This window comes from Nonomuraea sp. NPDC050536, assembly GCF_044457685.1.
Lineage (GTDB): Bacteria > Actinomycetota > Actinomycetes > Streptosporangiales > Streptosporangiaceae > Nonomuraea.
In genome coordinates this window covers 241,696-260,273 of record NZ_JBITHD010000004.1, presented here as the reverse complement: position 1 = coordinate 260,273, position 18,578 = coordinate 241,696, and the positions used below count along the sequence as shown (strand labels likewise).

The following is an 18,578-nucleotide window of genomic DNA, read 5'->3' as shown; positions in this document are numbered from 1 at the left end:
GATGTTCGGGCTTGTAGCTTGCGGTTGACCGTGACACCGCCCGAGGAGGTGAGACCCATGAATGCTGTATCGATGTGGGTGCTCCCCCTTCCCGTCACGGCCGGGCGATTGACGTAGGTGTCGCCGGGAGCGCCTCGCCAACAAGGCACTCCCGAAAGGCAACACCTATGCACTCTCCGCAGTTCCCCGCCGAGCCGTCGTCGAAAGACACGGTCGAGCGCGACGTCCCCGGACTCCGGTCGTCGGCCTCAGACGCCGATCGCACGCCCACGTTCGACGTCATCATTGCCGGGTGCGGGCCGACTGGTGCGATGCTGGCCGCCGAACTGCGGCTGCACAATGTGCGGGTACTCGTTCTGGAGAAGGAAACTGAGCCCAAGTCGTTCGTCCGCATAGTCGGTCTGCATATTCGCAGTCTCGAGCTGATGGCAATGCGCGGACTGCTGGATCGCATGCTCGAACACGGAAGACAGCGTCCGGCCGGCGGATTCTTCGCGGCCATCCCCAAACCCGCGCCCAAGGGCCTGGATTCCGCGCACGCCTACCTGCTGGGCATCCGGCAGCCGGTTATCGAACGCCTGCTCGAAGAACATGCGATCGAACTCGGTGCGCAGGTCCGACGCGGTTGCGCGGTGGCCGATTTCGAACAGGACGACGAGGGTGTGACTGTCGAGCTGGCCGACGGGGAACAGCTGCGTGCGCGCTATCTCGTCGGCTGTGACGGCGGGCGCAGTACGGTGCGTAAACTGCTCGGCGTCGGCTTCCCCGGCGAGCCCTCGCGGACCGAGACGCTGATGGGCGAGATGAAAGTGGGTGTGCCGCAGGAGGAGATCGCCGCCAAGGTGACCGAAATCGGCGAGACCCATCAGCGATTCTGGCTCAGGCCCTTCGGCGAAGGCGTCTACAGCGTCGTCGTCCCCGCCGCGGGAGTCAGCGATCGCGCGGAACCGCCCACCCTCGAGGATTTCAAAGAACAGTTGCGCACCATCGCCGGAACCGATTTCGGCGTGCACTCTCCGCGCTGGTTGTCCCGCTTCGGGGATGCCACCCGGCTGGCCGAACGTTATCGGGTCGGGCGGGTGCTGCTGGCCGGCGACGCGGCACACATCCATCCACCCACCGGCGGACAGGGCCTGAACCTGGGCGTTCAGGACGCATTCAACCTCGGCTGGAAACTGGCCGGACAGATCCGCGGCTGGGCGCCGGAAACACTGCTGGACACCTACCAGGCCGAACGTCATCCGGTCGCCGAGGACGTGCTGGACAACACCCGTGCCCAGATGGAACTGCATTCCACCGAACCGGGCCCGCAGGCCGTGCGCAGGCTGCTCACCGAACTGATGGACTTCGACGAGGTGAACCGCTATCTGATCGAGAAGATCACCGCGATCGGCATCCGCTACGACTTCGGCGAAGGCCCCGACCTGCTCGGCCGCCGTCTGCGCGACATCGACGTGAAACAGGGCCACCTCTACGATCTGCTGCATCGCGGCCGCGGCCTGCTGCTGGACCGCACCGAGCGCCTGACCGTCGGCGGCTGGTCGGACCGGGTCGATTACCTCGCGGATCCCACTGCGGTACTGGATGTTCCGTGCGTCCTGCTACGCCCCGACGGCCACGTCGCCTGGATCGGCGACGATCAGCAGGACCTGGACGACCACCTCTTCCGCTGGTTCGGCAAGCCCGCCAACTGATTTCGACTGAGCAACCGAAAAGGCCCGTGGGGAGGATCGGAACGGTCACTAGCGACTGACCGTCGGATGATTCCAGCAGGAAGCAGTGGCCCCACTTACAAGCCAGTTTTGCCGTCGTCGTAGCGGGCGGCGGTTGGGGATGCCAGGTGGACGTCCGGGGCCGGTCCTGGCGGGTTTGGGTGCGTCGGCCGGTTGGGCGAGTGCGGCAGCGGCAGTTCGACCGGCACCTGCCGCAACTACTCCACACCGGTCGACGCCCCTCGTCGTAGGGGGTTATGGCATGACCCCGAACAGCACGGCGAGGGTGCCGACCGTCGCCATGAGCAGCGTCGTGCCGGGATGCATGCCGATCGAGATTCGAATGTCCTTCTTGCGCCAGACGAGCCAGACCGCCGGGTAAAGGAAGATCACTTTGGACAGGTACGTCCAGGGCGTCCAGAAGTGGTAAACCGTGAACAGGACTGTGTTGAACAGCGGCGCCCACCGGCCCAGCTGAGGGAGGCGGGGCAGGAGGAAACCGCGGAAGTAGAGCTCCTCGATGAGCGGGAAGAGGAATCCGGTGAACGGCAGGCACAGCGCCAGCGAGATGAGGGTGGCGTTGTGCGAGTACCCGTCGAGGTAGGTGGTGGCGCTGCCGCCGGCACCCCTGTACTGGATCCACGTGAAGAAGTGGTTGTAGAAGAAGTTGTCCATGGGGACGAGTGCGAGCGACACGACCGTCATCCAGACGATGAGGGCGGCGATGAGGGCGGTGATCTTCCCTCGTGAGATCGGCTTGCCTGTGTTGTGCAGCACGCCGCGCAGCGAGAACCGGCCGTTGCGCCGGCGGCCCAGCCACAGCAGCAGGCCGAGTTCGGGCGGCGCGAGGGCCACGCCCATGGCGATCGCCCAGGCCAGGAATGGTGGGTAGCCGAGCTTCAGGACGAGCGGTTCGGCGAAGAACATGTAGACGGCGACGATCAGGGCCCCGGGGATGAGGTGCAGCGCGATCGACAAAGGCACGGAGTGCCGGTCGGCAAGCAGCACTTCAGCGATTCGGTTCGGACGAATGGCCTGCGGTGTGGCCGTGGGCCTCTGTGTGTTCATGCCGGAAATACTCGCCCGGTCCCCAGTTGTGGCACTGACGCGGAGCTGACATGGCCACCGACACCGCGCGAGGGCGGATCGGCGGCGCTCACAGTGATCGGTCGTCTTCTGCAGATGTCGGAGGCAGCCAAGATCCACCTGGCCCTCGCCCGGCACTTCATCCACCGCTCGAAGCGATCCGCGGTCGAGCTGCATAGCCATAGGCGCGGTGTCCTCGGTGAGGCTCAGTCGGTGTTCTGTTCTTGCTCTGGGCGAGCCGTGCGCTGGGATCGGCGGGTGCGGGCTGGGTATCGGGGTCGGCTTGGGCGGCGTTGCGAGTTTCGATCGCGACCACGTCCGCGGAGAGCGCGCCGACCCGCAGGGCGGTGGCGATCCCAGCGACGATGTGATCGCGGGCCATGCTGCGGTGCGCGGGCCTTCGTCGTCGTGGCGGGTCGGTTGTATCTCAGGCGGTGGCGGGCTGGAGGAGTTCAATCTCGATGGCCAGCACGCCAAGTGCTTCCTTCTCGGGCCGTAGATGCGGCGGATGTTGGCCGGTTGCTGCTCCCGCGGGCTGTCGGGGTTGACGTTGGCCGGGCCCTCGGCGTCGAGCATCTCCTCGAAGCCTGCCGTACCGGCTCATCCGCTTGACGCGAGCGAGGGCGTTGTCGCGGCCGCACACGAACGGGATGTGGTCGCCGGCCTAGAGGCTGCGCGGTTCGGATGCTGCACCCGGAGCTCGATGGTTTTGCGGCCGGCGGCGACCAGGTCGAAGTAGCGGCGGGAGAGGTTCATCTCGCGGGCGCGCACGCCCGTGGAGCTGCGCGGGCGTGCGGTCATGATCCTTTCCAGTTCGGCGGTGCTTGGGGTCGGCCAGCATGCGGCCGACCAGCCAGACCATGGCGTCAACGAAGGAGTCGACGTCGCCGGGCCAGGTGGTGGTGTCGAGCATCCGGTCGCGGGCCGGTGATTCGAATCGCTTCCGTGGTCTGCGCTCGCCGCTCGCTGGGCATTGGTCACTACTCTGTGGTACCGTTTAGTGGTACTCGGTACTACGAGGTACCAGGAGACCGAAGAGGACCCACGATGGACGACCTGACGGAGATGCTGAAGGGCACGCTTGAGGGCTGCGTGCTTGAAATCATCGGCAGCGAGGAGACCTACGGGTACGCCATCACGCGTCGGCTGAACGAACTCGGCTTCGCCGACGTCGTCGAGGGGACGGTTTACACCATCCTGCTGCGGCTGGAGAAGAACGGGCTCGTCCAGGCGACGAAACGACCGTCCGGGCTGGGCCCGCCGCGCAAGTTCTATGCGCTCAACGACGCGGGGCGCGAAGAACTCGCAACGTTCTGGGCTAAATGGGAGTACATCACATCACGGATCAACAAGCTCAAGGAGGGCGGGAGATGAACTTCTGGGAGACCATGACAGGCAGCGATCTCACCAGGGAATGGAAGGCGTTCGAAGCCCGGGCCGAGGCATTGCCGGCCGACTACCGGGCGGCGTGGGAAGAGATCAAGGGTCATATTTCTCCCTACTCGGACTTCACAGGTCGAAACCTGATGCCGATTCTCGACAATGCTCTGGGGCTGCTCGAAGAGACAGCGTCCGATGGGCAGAGCATTCACGAGGTGCTGGGTGACGACATCGAGGGCTTCTGCGCGGCGCTGGCCGGCGGAGAAGGGGCTCGGAGCTATCGCGACCGATGGCGCGAGCAGTTGAACAGGAACGTCGCAAGGAAATTGGGCCGGCTAGGAGGCTGACGTGGGCATCCAAGACATCATCGAGGGCAAGAAGCAGTGGCGGGCGCACATGGCGCGGATCAAGGCGCTCCCGCCGGACTACCAGATCGTCTACAAGGAGATTCGGAGGTACCTCTTCAAGGTTGGACCGATCGACTTGCTTGACGAGTCCCTGCTCTCAGGCCTCCTCGATTTCTTCGAGGAGGGCATCGCGGCCGGCAAGGGGGTCCTGGAACTCATCGGCAACGACGTCGCTGCCTTCAGCGACAACCTGATCAAGGACTCGCGCACTTACGCGGACATCTATCAGGAGTCCATCAGAGGGAAAACCGGCACGGCCGAGAAGTAACACCCGTCGACCCGGCCTTTACCGCTTGATCAGCGCCAGCGCCTGCATCATCGGCGCATGCACGGCGTTGGTCGACCCGGACTCCAGCGCCTCGATGATCTGAATCAAGCCCGTGCGGTAGTGGTTGGTGTAGGAGGCCTTGTACGCGCTGATTGTTGGCCTTTACTCGTGCAGCAGCGTCACCGAAGTCTTGTAGCCGCCGGGCACCGCGGGATAGATGACGTCCTCGACCGTCTCGGTCGGTGCCTCCAGCGCGGCCTCGGTCATCTTGAATCTGAACGCTAGCCCTCTCACCAGCGCGGCCCAGTCGACGTCTCCACCGGCAGTGGCGAGCTCCGCGTCCGCGCGATCCCCGCTTGCGGGGCCATCAATGAACACCGGCGGATACCCCGAGTCGGCGTGGCCGCCAGCGACCTGCCGGGTGAATTCGCCCAGCGGCGACACCGTCGTCGAGCGTGCGCACGGCGCGCTCACCGCGAAGACCGCCTCGGGCGCCGTCCGGGTCGGAGCACACCTACGCCGGAAACCGCGAGGTCGGCATCCGCGAGGGCACCCCCGGCTGGCTCGACGTGAACGCCATACCGGCAACGTGCGCAACGAGCTGGGCACCGCGAGGGCTCCAGAGAAGGCCGAGCAGATCGGTCAAGACCGGGTCTCTGCCGGGTGACTCCGACGACTAGACGAACCCACAAGACAACGAAGACAGAGACGAGGAACCATGACCAATGCGAAGTGGACCGGCATGATGCCGGTCGACGACACGGCGCTGGCCGTGACCGACACCGGCGGCCCCGGTATCCCTGTCGTCTACCTCAACGGCGCCTATGCCGACCAGTCACACTGGCGGCGCGTCATCGCCGACCTCGGCAGCGGCTACCGGCACATCACCTACGACGAGCGCGCCCGTGGCAAATCGAAGCGCTCGGCGGACTACTCGTTCGAGGCGTGCATCCGTGACGTCGATGCCGTCCTCAAGGCGAGGGGTGTGGACCGGCCGATCCTGGTGGGCTGGTCCTACGGTGGGGTGCTGGGGTGGCATTGGGCCGACCGGAATCCGGACCGCGTCGCCGGCCTGGTCACGGTCGACGCCTTTCCGGTCGGTCTCACCGGCGAGGCCGGCGCGGAGCGGATCCGCAAGCTGTTCCGCCGCATGCGGTTGTTCCTTCCGATCGCCTCCCGGCTGGGCCTGGCTGCGCGGATGAGCGCTGACGAGCACGCCGAGGTCAACATCGAACTCAACGAGATCGCCGCCGCCAGCGTGCCGGTCCTCGAACGCCTGACCCGCCCGGTGCGGTTCGTCCTGGCCACGGGGGACAGCCTCGGGAGCCAGGAAGGGGAGATGGAACAGGGGCGGGCCGTGCTCGATCCGGTGCTCGCCCGCAACCCGAACGTCAAGATCAGCGCGAAGGTCGCGAGCAACCACAGCAAGATCCTGCGCAACGACTCCCCGGCCGTCGCCCAGGCCGTACGTGAGCTCGCCGCCACCCGCGGCCACACGGTCGGCTAAGCCGTGACGGACGGCATCACGATCGGCCAGGCGAGCTCGCCCGCGATGCGCGCGTCCGACGCGGACCGCGACCGGATCATCGAAGTGCTGCGCGCCGCCGTCGCCGACGGCCGGCTCGACCCGGTCGAGTTCGACGAGCGGCTGGACGCGGCGCTGACCGCGCGCACCATCGACGCGCTGACCCCGCTCATCACCGATCTGATCGCGGTGCCAGGCAGCGACGGCGCACTCACGCTGCCGCTCGCTGAGACGCCGGGCGAGCCGGCGGCCGAACTGCTCACCATCAACGAGCGGCACGGCACGGTGCGTCGCGACGGCCGGTGGACGCTGCCGCACCGGCTGGCGCTGCGCACCGCGTGGTGCGACGTGCTGCTGGACCTGACCAGCGCGGTGCGCAGCGCGCCTGAGCTGGTCATCGAACTGCGGGTGAACGGCGGCAACGTAGAGCTGGTCCTCGCGCCGGGCATGGTGGTGGACGCCAACGAACTGTCGGTACGGCACAGCACGCTGGCGATCAGCAGGGACGCGGCCGACAACACGCCGAAGACGCTGCACGTCCGGTTGGTAGGCCGAATACGGCACGGCCGGCTCGCCACCCGGTGGCAGGCGCCGCGCCGGTGACGCGGCAGGGCCCGGCGCTGCCATCGCGCGCGTGATACAGGCTCGGCTCAGCCGGCGGCGAGGATGCCGTCGAGTAGCACGTCCAGGGCCCAGTTGGCCCTCGGCCAGATCGCCGCCTATCTGCGGGCCCACATCAGCCGCTTCGGCGCGTACGCCACCGACGAACTATGTCATCGGCCAGATCCGTTCGACCCCCTGCTGAAGGAGGTCGACTTCACCGACGTCGAGCTGGCCGCTTGATCACCAGCTCGCAGGCCAGGGGAGGGGAAGTTAGGAGAGCTCCAGCGAACTCAACTGAGGAACTGTTGCTCACCCAACTCGGCCACACCCACGCCACCGAACTCATCAACAACGGCATCTCCATCGAAGCCTCGGATCGATGACGACCGGCGTCCCGGAAAGTTCTTCAAAGAAGTCCGGGAGGAGGTGTCGGATCGGGGCGGTGGTGTTCGTAGCAGGGGTGAGGCCGCCCGCAAGGGGCGGCGCCAAGGCAAAGGAACCGCGATCATGAAGCTGACGACCATGACTCAGGTCACCATCGATGGAGTGATGCAGGGAAACGGCGGTCCGTCGGATGAGGACCGCAGGAACGGATTCGAGCGCGGCGGATGGGCCCGGGGGGCGGGTGACGACGAGACCAGGACGTTCATCACGCAGACCTTCCAGCGCGCCGAGGCGTTCCTGTTCGGCCGGCGTACCTACGAGTTGTTCACCTCCTGGGAATCAAGCACGCATCCCATCGGCGTGGCCTTGAACGAGGCCCCCAAGTACGTTGCCTCGACCACGCTCACCGCGCCGCGTTGGAAGGACACGACCGTTCTCCGCGGTGACCTCGCGGCGGCCATCAGCGAGCTGAAGGCCAAGCCCGGGGGTGAGCTGCAGGTGCACGGCAGTGGCATCCTGACCCGGTGGCTGCTGGAGCACGACCTGGTCGACGAGATGATTCTGATCGTGTTCCCGGTGATCCTCGGCCAGGGCGCGAGACTGTTCCCGGAGACCGGTCCGGATCTTGCGCTCGACCTGGTCGAGTCGCGGGTCGACTCGAAGGGCGTGACGATCCAGGTCTACCGGCCGGCCGGGCGCCCGCTGTATGCAACGGCCTGAAGTCCCTGACCACCGAACCACGCTGTCTTGACACCACAGGAGATGATCTTCAGATGCGGTACCTGGTTTCCGTGATCGATGACAAGAGCAGTCCCGGCAGCACGGACAGGCAGCCTGCCATCAGCGCGTTCAACGAACGATTGATCGCCGAGGGCTACTGGGTTTTCGCGGGCGGACTCGCGGACACCGATGCGGCCACCGTCATCGACAACCGGGGCGAGCAGGCGGTGTTCAGCGACGGGCCTTTCGTGGAGTCGAAGGAGTACCTCGCCGGCGTCTGGGTGTGGGAGGCCCCCGATCTGGATGTGGCGCTCAAGCTCGCCGCCGAGGCGTCGAAGGTCTGCGATCGGAAGATCGAGGTGCGGCCGTTCCAGTGAGCGACGTCGAGGAGGCGATCACCCGGGCCCACCACGACGAATGGGCGCGGGTGGTGGCCACCCTGACCAGACGCTTCGGTGACCTCGACATCGCCGAGGAGGCAGCGGCCGAGGCGTTCACGACCGCCGTCGAGCGGTGGCGGGCCGACGGCCTGCCCCCCAACCCGGGCGCGTGGCTGACCACCACCGCCAACCGCAAGGCCATCGACCGGATCCGGCGCGAGAACAAGCGCGACGACAAGCACAAGGAGGCTCAGATGCTGCACGACAACACCCCACCCGAGCCGCTGGGCGCCATCGACGACGACCGGCTCCGGCTGATCTTCACCTGCTGTCACCCGGCGCTGGCGGTGGAAGCGCGCGTGGCGTTGACGCTGCGCATGGTCGGCGGTCTGACCGTGCCCGAGATCGCCCGTGCCTTCCTGGTGCAGGGGACCACCATGGAGCAGCGCATCACCCGCGCGAAGGCCAAGATCAAGGCGGCTCGCATCCCCTACCGGATGCCGTCCGCCGACGATCTCCCTTCCCGTGTCACCGGTGTACTCGCCGTCCTGTACCTCGTGTTCAACGAGGGCTACCTGGCGACCGGCCCCGACACCGATCCTGTACGTCATGACTTGACCACCGAGGCGATCCGGCTCACCCGCCTGATCCGTGCCCTGCTACCGGACGACGGTGAGGTGGCCGGATTGCTGGCGCTGATGCTGATGATCGAGGCCCGCCGTACCGCCCGAGTTTCGGGCAGCGGCGAACTGGTCACTCTCGACGAGCAGGACCGCGGGGCCTGGGACACGGCGCTGATCGCCGAAGGCCATCGGCTGGTGCGCGAGCGCCTGGCCGCTGCCGCCGCGGGGGTGGCTCCGGGTCGCTATCAGATCCTCGCGGCGATCAACGCGGTGCACACCTCGGCCCGCGACATCCGCGACACCGACTGGTCGCAGGTCCTGGCCCTCTACGACCAGCTCGTCCGCCTCGACCCCTCGCCGATCATCGCCCTCAACCGGGCCGTCGCCGTGGCCGAGCTCGACGGGCCGGAGGTGGCGCTGGCCATCGTTGACGGCCTCGCCGAGGCGTTGGCCGGCTATCACGCCTACCACGCCACCCGCGCCGACCTGCTGCGCCGGCTGGGCCACAGTCAGCAGTCACGCGCGGCCTACGACCGGGCCATCGAGCTGGCAGGCAACACCGGCGAGACCGCCTACCTCACCCGCCGCCGCGACCAACTGCAGTAGCGCCCAGCGATGAAAGGCGACGCGGAACGCTGCACTATTGACATGTTCAGACGCCAACCCTTCTCGCCGAGCAACGCAGGATTCGGGGGCGCCGGGTTGCGGCGGCCGTAGAGACGCGGCCTGTTGTCGACCGGCCGCGACTCGCGCGGTACTGCTCGGCGGGCTGTTGGCCGGAGCCGTCGGTGCCAGCTTCCTCCTCTGCTACGTGCCGCAGTTGGATCGGCCTCCGAGGAGTCTGAGTGCAGAAATTAGCGGTAGCGACCTGCGGCTTCTTCGCCTGTTAGTGGTCTGTGATGAGGGCTTCCAGGGCAGCGGCCTTGTCGGCTTCGGTCGGCAGGGCGTACCGGCGGGTGGTGTCCAAAGAGCCGTGGCCGAGGAGTTCGGCGACCAGGATGGGGTCTTTGCCGTCGCGGATGAGCTGGGTGGCGAAGGTGTGGCGCAGGACGTGCGGGCTGAAGGGTTCGGCAGGGTCGTCGTTGATGCCGCAGGCCTCGCCGAGGCCGGTGATGATGTCGCGGGCGGCGCGGTCGGTCAGGCGGCCGCCGCGCTGGTTGAGGAACACCGCGGCGCTGGTGGCGCCCTTCCAGCCAGCGCGGGCTTCCAGCCAGCCGGTGAGGGCTTGGCGAAGGTCGGGGTGGACGGGCAGGTGGCGGATCTTGCCGCCGTCCCGTCCCTTGCCTCGGATACGCAGCTCGCCCTTGCGGGCTGACAGGCGTACGTCGGGCAGGTCGAGGCTGACGACTTCGGCGATGCACAGGCCGGCGAAGTAGGGAAGCAGCGCGAGTGCCTTGTCGCGCGGGGTGGCGGTGAGCTGGACGTGGCGGACGTAGCGGACGTAGCGGCGGGCCCGGCGTTCGTCGAGGGCGCGGGGTGCGGTGCGGCGGGAGTCGCGTTCGCGGCGGGCCTGAGGCTTGCCGAAACCGCGGCGGGCGTAGAAGTCGTCGATGGCCGACAGGTAGGTGTCGATGGTGTTGGGGGCGCGGCGGCCGTTCTTCAGGTGCCGGCGAAAGTCGCGCACGGCGCCGGTGGCGGCGATGGGGTCGGTGAGCGGGTCGCCGTCGAGGCCGCCGACGCCGGCGTCGGCTTGGTCGGCGAGCCAGGCCAGGTAGGCGCGCAGCCGGGAGTGGTACTTGGTTCTGCTGGAATCGGCCAGCGGTGAGCGCTCGAGCGCGATCGCGTACTCGCTGAGGATCGCCGCGTACGGGTCGGGGAGTGCGGCGGCTCGGGATCGGGTTGTGTTTCCGGAAGCTGTTCTGGGGGCTTGTGCGAGCTCTGGGGTTGTGTTTCCGGAAGTCACTCCCGGAGTCTACTTCCGGAATTGCCTGATTCCGGAAGCAGAGAAGGAGTGTCGCTTTGGGCGTTCCGTCATCGCCCGGGATGGCATCGAAATGTTGATCGGACCGTCTGAAGCACAGCGGGCCGCAGCTGCCTGTCGACGCAAAACAGCTGCTCATCTAGAACATCAAGCAGATGTGTATGCCGCCGTCTGCAGCCCATACAGCTCGGCGTAACGGCCCTGGGCTTTCAGCAACTGTCGATGTGAGCCGTGTTCGATGAGGGCTCCCTTGTCGAGGACGAGGATCAGGTCGGCTCCGGCGAGGGTGGAGAAGCGGTGTGACACGATCACCGTGACCGCTCCGCTATGGGCCGCCAGATGGCGGGCTCGTTCCATGTAACGCGTGAAGATGGCGTGTTCACTGGGCGCGTCCAGCGAAGCGGTGGGCTCGTCGAGGACGAACAGCAACGGCGCGTGCCGCATCGACGCCCGGGCCAGCGCGGTCTTCTGCCACTGTCCCTCCGAGAGGTCGACGCCGCCGAAGGCCCGGCCGAGCCTCGTGTCGAGGCCGGCTGGGAGGCTCTCCACGATGCCGTCGGCGTCCGCTGCCGCGATCGCGTCAGCGACGTGTGACGGGCTTGTGAGGTGGGCGAGATCGCCGAGTCCGACTGTCTCACCGAAGGTGAGGTGGGGGTAGCGGCCGAAGTCCTGGTAAGCGGCGCTGGTGCGCGCTCGCCATGCCTCGGTGTCCAGATCGGCGAGGTCTGTCCCGTCGACGAGAATGCGGCCGCCGTCCGGTTGATAGAACTTGCCCAGCAGCTTGATGAGTGTGGACTTTCCCGATCCGAACTCCCCGACGATCGCGACGACCGACCCTGCAGGCAGAAGAATGCTGACGTCGTCCAGGGCAGGGCGCAGCGTGCCTGGATAGGTGTAGCTGACTCCTTTGAACTCGATGCCGTCGCGCAGGACTTGGGGAGGCTGGAGCCTGCCGTGTCCCCGCGCCCGATCGGCTGCCGCGTAGTCTCGCAGCCACAGGTAGGGCTCGATGTGCAAGCCGGCGCTCATCGTGCCGGTGAGTTGGCCCACGGCGGCCTGAATCGTCGGCTGCAGCGACGCGGCAAGGGTGATCACCATCACCACGTCGCCCACGGTGGATCGGTCTTCCGCGGCCTGGACCATGACGACGGCGAGCGCTACCGTGAATGCGATGGTGAAGACCGACCAGCCCAGCAGTCGCCACGCGAAGCTGCGCATCCGTGCTCGGAAGCGTTCATGGACGACGGCGTGCCAGGCGCGCTCTTGGTGCTCCAACAACTGATCTGTTGCTCCGCTGACGCGGATCTCCTTGGCCGCGGCGACGTCGGTGGCCAATTCGAACAGGTGCCGCTGGAGGCGGAACTGCTCGGCGGTGGAGATTTGGGCGCGGTTGAGCTGCCCGCGCGCGCGGGCATCGCACCAGATCGGCACCGCGGCAAGTGCGAACAGCGTGAGCAGCCATGGTGAAACCTCGCCGAGGAGCGAGAGGACGACAGCGAGTCGGAGGGCGGAGAAAATCGTGCGCACTGCGGTCCACGCCCCGGCGACCAATTCCCAGGAGGAGGTGCGGAGAAGACCGATGCGGTCGAGATAGTCACCTCGCTCCATGTGCTCGATGCCTTCGATCGCGGCGACTTCGTAGGTGATGCGGTCGGCCAGCCAGCCCGGCCCGATCTTGTCGACCACGAGGAAGTTCCCGATCAGATCGCGCAGTCGCGTGGTCACCAGTGCTGCCGTGGCGGCGCATGCTGCCCAGACGGCTCCGCCCAGCGCCTCAGGTGTATCTCCTGCGGTGGCGCCGTTAGCTATCGCCCGCAGTGAAAGGGCCATCCCCACGCCGGCCAGCAGAGCAACGATCTCAACGACGAGGTTGGCGCCCGTCAGGACGGGAGCACGCGCGTGGGTCGTGCGCAAGATGCCCCACCAGAAGCGCAGGTAGCGGAGTCGGATCATCAGGAGGCCTCTTCTTCCATCCGGTCGTCGTAGCCGGCGCGGAAGCGTCGGGCCTGAATGGTGAACAGGCGTGCGTAAGTGCCTCTTCGCGCCATCAGCTCGTCATGGGTGCCGCTCTCGGTGACACGTCCGTCTTCGAGGAGGATGATGCGGTCGGCGGCTCGTACGGTGGATAGCCGGTGCGAGATCAGGACGACGCCGGTGTCGCCGCGGCGGTCGGTGATTTCCTGGAAGACGTCGAACTCGGTGCGGACGTCCAAGTGCGCGGTCGGCTCGTCCAGAACGAGGAAGTCGACCCCGCTACGCACACCGTAAAAGGCCCGCGCCAGCACGACTTGCTGCCATTGCCCTCCCGACAGGTCGACACCTCCGGTACGTGAGCGTGACAAGGGCGTCTCCCAGCCCGACGGCAGTATCGAAACGAGCTCTGCGAGCCCCGCGTCATGAGCCGCGCTCTCGAGACGTGCCTGCTCAGGGGCGGTGTCCGCTCGGCCCAGCGCTATGTTGTCCTTCACGGAGAGCGGGTAACGCACGAAGTCTTGGAAGACGATGGCGAGATGACGTCGCCATTCGGCCGGCTCCAGGGTGGCGATGTCGGTGCCATTGGCCGTGATGCGGCCTGAGGTGGGCCGGTACAGGCCGGCGAGAAGCTTGATCAGTGTCGACTTCCCCGCGCCGTTGAGCCCGACCACGGCGAGCAGTTCGCCGGGGTGCAGAGTCAGGTCGAGATTCTTGAGGACTGGGCGGTCGGTCCCCGGATAGTGGAACGAGACGTTCTCGAACCTGACCACAGGACGGCCCTCGCTAAGCTCGCCTCCGCCGGGCAGCGGTGACGTGTGATCGCGCACCTCGAGTTCTTGCGTGAGTTTCCCGACGGCGGCCAGCCCCGGCAGCGCGCCCTCGATCTCCTGGGCGTCTGCGTAGCCGAGTGCCGTGAGCACAGACCAGGCCGCTGCGAAGAGCGCCGTCATCTCGGCTACGGTGCCGCGACCTTGAACGGTATCCAGCACGACCAGGACGTACGCGGCCATCAGCGATGGACCGATGAGGACCGCCGGCAACCACTGCCTCCGAGCACTGCGCTCACCGGCTGCCCAAGCCGGTGCACATTGAGCCAGGGTCGCCTTCTGGGCTTGGTTCACGGCCCACGTGGCGAGGCCGAAGGTACGCACTTCCTTCCCTCCGGTCCACTCGGTGGCCAGTTGTGTCCAGTGCCGCGCACGGATCTCATGCGCCAGGCCAGTGCGATCCAGGGCCAACCCGGCGGTGAACTCCCGGCGCCACATCCGGCGGCACAGCATGGAAGGAAGTACGACCAGGGCTACAAGCCACCATCCGTGGCCGGCGAGCACCAGGCACGATGCCAGCATGCCGACGTAGCGCACCGTCAAGTTCAATTGAGAAAGGGCGCCTTCGCCCGGAGTGCGCTCGCCCCAGAATTCCCGCTCCCCTCGCGCGAGCCGCAAAAGCTCCCGCACACGAGGCCGCTCCAGCGAATCGATCGTGGCGCTGCCGGACACCAGACGGACCACATCAGCACGATGCTCACCATCGATGCGCTGCATGGCCAAATACTTAAGAGGGCCTATCAGCTCCTCAGCCGCACGACCGACAAGAAAGGCGCCGCCAACCAGCAGAAGTGCCGAGAATGTGCCCTCGAGAACAGGAGCCTGAGCCGCCGCCATCAGCCGATCCACGAGAAAACCGGTGGCCAGCGCAGTAGTGGCCGGAATGAGAGCGTTGGCTGCCTCTAACGCTGTGACCGCATACGCCAGACCATGACCTGCGCGCCGCAGCGTGCGCAACAGAACAACTCTATCTCCCGCAGAGGCCACAAGAGTCACCTTTCTCCGCAACAGGAAGGTCAACTGTTACAGATGGATCCTGCATTCCGCAAGGGGTTCATTTGGCGACACGTTGAAAGACCAGCAAATGCTGCTGTCATTTATATGAACCGTATCCGCGCCGGGCGCATTGGGTGATATTAATATGACAGTCCGGCGAGGGCGGCCATATAAACGACTCCGCCAAATGGATGTGCCGGCACCGGGATAGCGGCACGTCCCCCGCCCCGGCGGTACTGGCCCAGGTCATCCAGAGAGCTCAGTCGGTTGGTGGAAGGGGCGCAGCCCCGTGGCGACGTCGGCACGGGTGAAGGCGTAGCGGCCCAGGAAGTTGATGTGCTCGTACTGGATCGGTGACAGGCGTGCGCACATCTCGTCGGTGACCGGGAAGCCCTGCTCGCGCAACTGCTGGACGGCGGCGTCCAGGTAGAGGCTGTTCCACCAGATGACCGCGTTCAGCGCCAGGCCGAGGCTGCCGAGCTGGTCTTCCATGCCCTCGCGGTAGCGTTGGCGCAGCTGCCCGCGGTTGCCGAAGGCGATCTTCCGGGCCAGCCGGTGCCGGGCCTCCTGCACGTTCAACTGCGCGCCGATCATCCTGCGGTAGCCGGCATCGTGCAGAAATTGCAGCAGATGGAGAGTCTTGAAGATGCGGCCGTAGTGGACGAATGCCTCCCCCAGCCCGGTGGGGCGGCCGTCGGCCGACAGCATCCGGATCAGGTCGTAGGCGCGCACGGTGCCCATGGTCAGCGATCCGGCCACGCGCAGCATGTCGCCCCAGTGGGCGCGGATGCGGTCCAGGCGGATCACGTGGCGGGACATATCCTCCAGCGGGCCGTAGCTGGCGCGGGTGTTGGTCCGCCACAGCCGCATGTCGGCCAAGTCGGCGATGCGCGGGGAGAACTGGTAGCCACAGATCGCGAACAGCCCGAACACCAGGTCGGAGTAGCTGGCCGTGTCGGTGATGATCGTCTCCGGTCGGGGGCCGCCGTCCAGGTTGTGGATGGCGTCCAGGATGAACAGCGAGTCGCGCAGCGTGCCCGGCACCACCAGCCCACCGATGCCCATCACCTGGTCATTGACCACGTTCAGCCAGGTCGCGCCGCGCTGCCTCGCAAAATAGACCGGATTATGGCCTGCATGCAGGCTGGCCACCGGCACCACGAAGCGCAGCCCGTCGGCCGAAGCGATGTGCCCGCTGCCCCAATGCCGGACGATGCCGATGCCGACCTGAGCGCCGATCAGCCGGGCGTTGGCCGCCGCGATCGTCTCGGCGCGCAGATAGCCCTGGTCGACCTGCTGCAGCCGGGCCCGCGTCAGGGCGGGCACGTTCGGCTTCTCGATCGGGACCAGGCCGACATTGCACGCCTCGGCCACGATGAGGGCGGCCAGGCTCATCGGGAAGTCCTCCATCGTCGCATCGGTGCCGGAGACGTGGGTGAAGTCCGCGGGCAGGCCGGTGCGGTCGAAGACCTCCAGCAGCAGTTCGGGGAAGTCCAGCCGGGGCAGCATGCCATCGATCAGGCTGCGCAGTTCCTTCATCAGCGGCGGCTCGGCCAGCGGACCGAGCTTCTCCAGCTGTAGCCGGCCGCCGACGAACTGCACCGCGGTGTTGCTGCCGAGCCCGTCCAGCACGCGGACGTAGGCGCCCTTCAGCGCGCTGGCGAGCTCGGCCAGGTGCCCGGCCGGCTCCAGCTCGAGTTCCAGCGAGGTCAGCACCCGCGGCCGCGCCTGCTCCCACGCCTGGCCATCCAGCAGCCGGGCCCGCGGATCGCTCCACCGCTCGGAACCCTCGGCGAACACATCGCGCCGGCGCAGCGCGGTGTGCAGGTGCATGAGCGCGCACAGCACGAACGCGGCCTTGTCGATCTGCCCTTCGGGAAGATCGGGATTGCGGTACACCAGCGGCCGCCAAGACCCCGTGATCAATTCAGCATGTGCGGCGATGTCACCCGGCGCGTAGCGGCGCCGGCTCTTGGCCATCGCCGCGGCGGTGCGCACCATGGCCAGCACCACTGTGCCGGCCTCGACCGCGCGGAACCGGATTGTGGAAAGCAGCGGCTCGATGAAGCCCTGCACGGTGCGGTAGCGCTTGACCAGCTCGGCCCGCCACTGCGCGGCCGCATCATCGTCGGTCGTGGGCACGAACGCGGCGACCGTCTCCACCGCCGAGGCCAGCTTCTCGCGCGGCACCACCTCCTCGATCGCCTTCCACACCTCCACCAGCGACACCAGCCGCTCCTCGGTCGCCTCCGGCACCGCCATCAGCACCTCCATCGCCGAGGCCATCGTTCGCGCCGCCTTGCGCAGCCGGGGAAAGGTACGCAGTTGCTCGGCCTTGCCCGCCCGCTCCGCACGAGCCAGCAGATTGGAGGAGATCAGCAGATCCAGCACGTCCAGGGCGTCATCGACCGAGGCGGTCTCCAGGTGCCGCACCGTAGCCAGCAGCGTCGCGCCCTGCCGATCGGCTGCCAGATCCCGCAACGTGCGCGCCTTGGCCGCCAGCCCATAACGGGCAGCGCCCCGAGCTTGACCGCCGGCACCGGATCGGTAGCCACCTGCCCGGCGCCGAGCTCGGCGATCTCGGCCACCCGGCGCAGTTCCTCGGCAAGCACCCGGCCCGAGGCCTTGGTCGGTGCCGTCCGCAACCGCTCCAGCTCCGAGCGGCGCTTGCCGTCCGGCACCGCCAGCAGTCCCATCAGCGCGGCGCGCATCTCGGCCGACAACCGGCCAGACAACAGTGCGTGCAGCCGCTCGTTCTCCGCCCGCCGCACCTCGCCGACCAACCGCACCAGCACGGTCATGCCCGGGAGCAGGATGCGCTCCTTGAGCATGTGCACCCGGGCCCGGTCGAACAGCGCCCGCGGCCCCTCTGCCGAGGCCCACACCCGGGCCGACACGTACTGGCGCACCTCGCTCTCGCACGAGCCGAAGTCGCGATAACCCAGCAGCTCCCGGATCTCCCAGGCGTGCTCGTACACCGTCTGCTGCCGCTGCCCATAGTCGGCGAAGTGTGCCGGATCCAGGCCGAGCTGCTCGGCGACGAACGCGACCACGCCCGGCGGAACCGCCAACGGATCGTCGGTCAGGAACACCCCCAGCAGGCGCACCGTACCCCACTGCACGGCCCAGCCGAGCTTCGTGACCGGACGCCGTTTCGACGCCAGCGCATCCAACGCACGTCGATCCAACCGGAAGAACTGCTCCAGCTCCGCGGCCGAGGGCTCCTCGGGGAAGCGGCCATAGCGGGCGATCTGCTCATCAGAGAGAAATTCGAAAGGCATGGCCCAGGAACGTAGGCCCCGCGACCTGCCTAAACAGGCGCTGTCACCGAACCGGTACGAAGATCAACTCTCTACCGCTAATTTCTGCACTCAACCTCCTCGAAGGCCGATCCGTCCTTGCGGTAGGTGTCGTGCGTCGAGCCGCCCGGCCGCAACAGATCTTCGTCCGGGTCGCATTCGCGCTGACCACGGTCTCGTTCGCGCTCCCGCTTGCTCCGAGCCACACGACTACATCGGCCAGGCTCCTGCTCGCAGGTGGTCATGTACTGGCAGCGGCGATCGTCATATCGGGCCTGACGTGGGCGATCCGGAGAGCGCCGCGACATCTCCAGCTGTCGCACGCGGCTGAGAAGCGTGCGTAGGTGCCTGCACACCACCGTGGTCGGTTCGCTGACGACACACGCGCCGGAAGATCTCCACGAAATCTTTTTGTGGGCGGTGTCGGATCGGGTCGGGGGTGTTCGTAGTGGGGGTGAGAGGCCGCCCAGGAG

Annotated in this window: 18 protein-coding genes; 11 read left to right on the top strand and 7 right to left on the bottom strand. The window is 67.1% G+C overall.

Going from position 1 to position 18,578, the window contains the following annotated elements; genetic code table 11:
- The first annotated feature begins 167 nt into the window (after positions 1 to 167).
- Entirely contained in the window at positions 168 to 1,694 is a 1,527-nt protein-coding gene (rox, locus tag ACIBHX_RS14370; RefSeq protein ID WP_397067502.1) for a rifampin monooxygenase, read from the top strand.
- A gap of 273 nt (positions 1,695 to 1,967) precedes the next feature.
- Here the strand turns inward: rox and ACIBHX_RS14365 are convergent, their stop codons facing one another.
- Positions 1,968 to 2,780, bottom strand: a complete 813-nt coding sequence (locus ACIBHX_RS14365; protein ID WP_397067501.1) for a lysostaphin resistance A-like protein — start codon at positions 2,778 to 2,780, stop codon at positions 1,968 to 1,970.
- A gap of 1,065 nt (positions 2,781 to 3,845) precedes the next feature.
- Between ACIBHX_RS14365 and ACIBHX_RS14360 the strand changes: the two genes are divergently transcribed.
- The 3 genes from ACIBHX_RS14360 to ACIBHX_RS14350 are packed head-to-tail and all read left to right on the top strand — an operon-like array spanning position 3,846 to position 4,853.
- Positions 3,846 to 4,172 (top strand): PadR family transcriptional regulator, encoded by a 327-nt coding sequence (locus ACIBHX_RS14360; protein WP_397067500.1) that lies wholly within the window; start codon positions 3,846 to 3,848, stop codon positions 4,170 to 4,172.
- The gene (locus tag ACIBHX_RS14355; protein ID WP_397067499.1) at positions 4,169 to 4,525 is read left to right on the top strand and encodes a DUF1048 domain-containing protein; all 357 of its coding nucleotides are present in this window, start codon (positions 4,169 to 4,171) and stop codon (positions 4,523 to 4,525) included. Before ACIBHX_RS14360 ends, ACIBHX_RS14355 begins: the two co-directional genes overlap by 4 nt.
- A 1-nt stretch (position 4,526) precedes the next feature.
- Complete coding sequence (locus tag ACIBHX_RS14350; RefSeq protein ID WP_397067498.1) at positions 4,527 to 4,853, top strand: DUF1048 domain-containing protein; 327 nt, start codon at positions 4,527 to 4,529, stop codon at positions 4,851 to 4,853.
- Between the two features lie 162 nt (positions 4,854 to 5,015).
- On the opposite strand, the gene ACIBHX_RS14345 is transcribed toward ACIBHX_RS14350, so the two are convergent.
- Positions 5,016 to 5,297 (bottom strand): hypothetical protein, encoded by a 282-nt coding sequence (locus tag ACIBHX_RS14345; protein ID WP_397067497.1) that lies wholly within the window; start codon positions 5,295 to 5,297, stop codon positions 5,016 to 5,018.
- 274 nt (positions 5,298 to 5,571) lie between these two features.
- Here ACIBHX_RS14345 and ACIBHX_RS14340 point away from each other — a divergent pair, with 274 nt between their 5' ends.
- The 6 genes from ACIBHX_RS14340 to ACIBHX_RS14315 all read left to right on the top strand — a co-directional run bounded on the left by ACIBHX_RS14340 (position 5,572) and on the right by ACIBHX_RS14315 (position 9,694).
- The gene (locus ACIBHX_RS14340) at positions 5,572 to 6,360 is read left to right on the top strand and encodes an alpha/beta fold hydrolase (protein ID WP_397067496.1); all 789 of its coding nucleotides are present in this window, start codon (positions 5,572 to 5,574) and stop codon (positions 6,358 to 6,360) included.
- A 3-nt stretch (positions 6,361 to 6,363) separates the two neighbouring features.
- Positions 6,364 to 6,981, top strand: a complete 618-nt coding sequence (locus ACIBHX_RS14335; protein WP_397067495.1) for a DUF1707 domain-containing protein — start codon at positions 6,364 to 6,366, stop codon at positions 6,979 to 6,981.
- Positions 6,982 to 7,044: 63 nt separating this feature from the next.
- Complete coding sequence (locus ACIBHX_RS14330) at positions 7,045 to 7,221, top strand: hypothetical protein (RefSeq protein ID WP_397067494.1); 177 nt, start codon at positions 7,045 to 7,047, stop codon at positions 7,219 to 7,221.
- Positions 7,222 to 7,488: 267 nt separating this feature from the next.
- Entirely contained in the window at positions 7,489 to 8,085 is a 597-nt protein-coding gene (locus tag ACIBHX_RS14325; protein WP_397067493.1) for a dihydrofolate reductase family protein, read from the top strand.
- 53 nt (positions 8,086 to 8,138) lie between these two features.
- Positions 8,139 to 8,462 (top strand): YciI family protein, encoded by a 324-nt coding sequence (locus ACIBHX_RS14320; RefSeq protein ID WP_397067492.1) that lies wholly within the window; start codon positions 8,139 to 8,141, stop codon positions 8,460 to 8,462.
- Complete coding sequence (locus tag ACIBHX_RS14315) at positions 8,459 to 9,694, top strand: RNA polymerase sigma factor (RefSeq protein ID WP_397067490.1); 1,236 nt, start codon at positions 8,459 to 8,461, stop codon at positions 9,692 to 9,694. Before ACIBHX_RS14320 ends, ACIBHX_RS14315 begins: the two co-directional genes overlap by 4 nt.
- Positions 9,695 to 9,974: 280 nt before the next feature.
- Here ACIBHX_RS14315 and ACIBHX_RS14310 read toward each other — a convergent pair whose 3' ends face one another.
- The 5 genes from ACIBHX_RS14310 to ACIBHX_RS14290 form a co-directional block, all read right to left on the bottom strand.
- Entirely contained in the window at positions 9,975 to 10,991 is a 1,017-nt protein-coding gene (locus ACIBHX_RS14310; protein WP_397067488.1) for a tyrosine-type recombinase/integrase, read from the bottom strand.
- 165 nt (positions 10,992 to 11,156) lie between these two features.
- Positions 11,157 to 12,962, bottom strand: a complete 1,806-nt coding sequence (locus tag ACIBHX_RS14305; RefSeq protein WP_397067486.1) for an ATP-binding cassette domain-containing protein — start codon at positions 12,960 to 12,962, stop codon at positions 11,157 to 11,159.
- Positions 12,962 to 14,767, bottom strand: a complete 1,806-nt coding sequence (locus ACIBHX_RS14300; protein ID WP_397067485.1) for an ABC transporter ATP-binding protein — start codon at positions 14,765 to 14,767, stop codon at positions 12,962 to 12,964. The genes ACIBHX_RS14305 and ACIBHX_RS14300 overlap by 1 nt, the downstream gene beginning before the upstream one ends.
- Before the next feature lie 285 nt (positions 14,768 to 15,052).
- Positions 15,053 to 17,287, bottom strand: coding sequence for a Tn3 family transposase (locus ACIBHX_RS14295; protein ID WP_397067484.1), 2,235 nt, complete (start codon positions 17,285 to 17,287; stop codon positions 15,053 to 15,055).
- Positions 17,182 to 18,087, bottom strand: coding sequence for a DUF4158 domain-containing protein (locus ACIBHX_RS14290; RefSeq protein WP_397067483.1), 906 nt, complete (start codon positions 18,085 to 18,087; stop codon positions 17,182 to 17,184). The genes ACIBHX_RS14295 and ACIBHX_RS14290 overlap by 106 nt, the downstream gene beginning before the upstream one ends.
- On the opposite strand from ACIBHX_RS14290, the gene ACIBHX_RS14285 reads away from it, so the two are divergent.
- On the top strand, positions 18,075 to 18,449 hold the full coding sequence (locus ACIBHX_RS14285; RefSeq protein WP_397067820.1) for a DUF6069 family protein: 375 nt from the start codon (positions 18,075 to 18,077) through the stop codon (positions 18,447 to 18,449). The two genes, ACIBHX_RS14290 and ACIBHX_RS14285, sit on opposite strands and share 13 nt — an antisense overlap.
- Positions 18,450 to 18,578: the final 129 nt, after the last annotated feature.

Bases quoted from the DNA above. Each gene is read 5' to 3' on its own strand.
- rox (WP_397067502.1), top strand. From the start codon at position 168: ATGCACTCTCCGCAGTTCCCCGCCGAGCCGTCGTCGAAAGACACGGTC.
- ACIBHX_RS14365 (WP_397067501.1), bottom strand. From the start codon at position 2,780: ATGAACACACAGAGGCCCACGGCCACACCGCAGGCCATTCGTCCGAAC.
- ACIBHX_RS14360 (WP_397067500.1), top strand. From the start codon at position 3,846: ATGGACGACCTGACGGAGATGCTGAAGGGCACGCTTGAGGGCTGCGTG.
- ACIBHX_RS14355 (WP_397067499.1), top strand. From the start codon at position 4,169: ATGAACTTCTGGGAGACCATGACAGGCAGCGATCTCACCAGGGAATGG.
- ACIBHX_RS14340 (WP_397067496.1), top strand. From the start codon at position 5,572: ATGACCAATGCGAAGTGGACCGGCATGATGCCGGTCGACGACACGGCG.
- ACIBHX_RS14330 (WP_397067494.1), top strand. From the start codon at position 7,045: ATGCCGTCGAGTAGCACGTCCAGGGCCCAGTTGGCCCTCGGCCAGATC.
- ACIBHX_RS14325 (WP_397067493.1), top strand. From the start codon at position 7,489: ATGAAGCTGACGACCATGACTCAGGTCACCATCGATGGAGTGATGCAG.
- ACIBHX_RS14320 (WP_397067492.1), top strand. From the start codon at position 8,139: ATGCGGTACCTGGTTTCCGTGATCGATGACAAGAGCAGTCCCGGCAGC.
- ACIBHX_RS14305 (WP_397067486.1), bottom strand. From the start codon at position 12,962: ATGATCCGACTCCGCTACCTGCGCTTCTGGTGGGGCATCTTGCGCACG.
- ACIBHX_RS14290 (WP_397067483.1), bottom strand. From the start codon at position 18,087: ATGCCTTTCGAATTTCTCTCTGATGAGCAGATCGCCCGCTATGGCCGC.